This is a genomic window from Arhodomonas sp. KWT, assembly GCF_010993615.1.
In genome coordinates this window covers 1-587 of sequence record NZ_WNXE01001020.1, presented here as the reverse complement: position 1 = coordinate 587, position 587 = coordinate 1, and the positions used below count along the sequence as shown (strand labels likewise).

The following is a 587-nucleotide window of genomic DNA, read 5'->3' as shown; positions in this document are numbered from 1 at the left end:
GACCTCGACATCCCCCTCGGCGAGATGGTGGTGGTCACCGGCGTGTCCGGGTCCGGCAAGTCCTCCCTCGCCTTCGACACCGTGTACTCCGAGGGCCAGCGCCGCTACGTCGAGACCTTCTCGCCCTATGCACGGCAGTTCCTCGATCGCATGGACAAGCCCGCGACGGACCGCATCGAGGGCATCCCGCCGGCGATCGCCATCGACCAGACCAACCCGGTGCGGACGTCGCGCTCCACCGTCGGCACCATGACCGAGCTCAACGACCACCTCAAGCTGCTGTTCGCCCGCGCCGCGGCGTTGTTTTGCAACGGCTGCGGCCGGCGGGTGACACGGGATACCCCGGGCAGCATCGCCGAGCGCCTGCTCCGGCGCGCCCCCGACGAGCGCGCCGTGATCCGCTTCCACGTCGCGGTGCCCGAGAACTTCGGCGACGATGAGGTCCGGGCCATGCTCCAGCGCCAGGGTTACACCCGGGTGACCGCCGAGGACGGCGGCTTCGACGTCGTCCAGGACCGTGTACGCCTGAGCGGGGAACGCCGGGAGCGTATCGTCGAGGCCGTCGAAGCGGCGCTGCAGCACGGCCG

At 70.5% G+C, this 587-nt stretch carries 1 pseudogene; it reads left to right on the top strand.

What is annotated here, in order from left to right:
- Positions 1-587, top strand: a pseudogene (locus G7A99_RS23910) (excinuclease ABC subunit A); the annotation flags it as partial.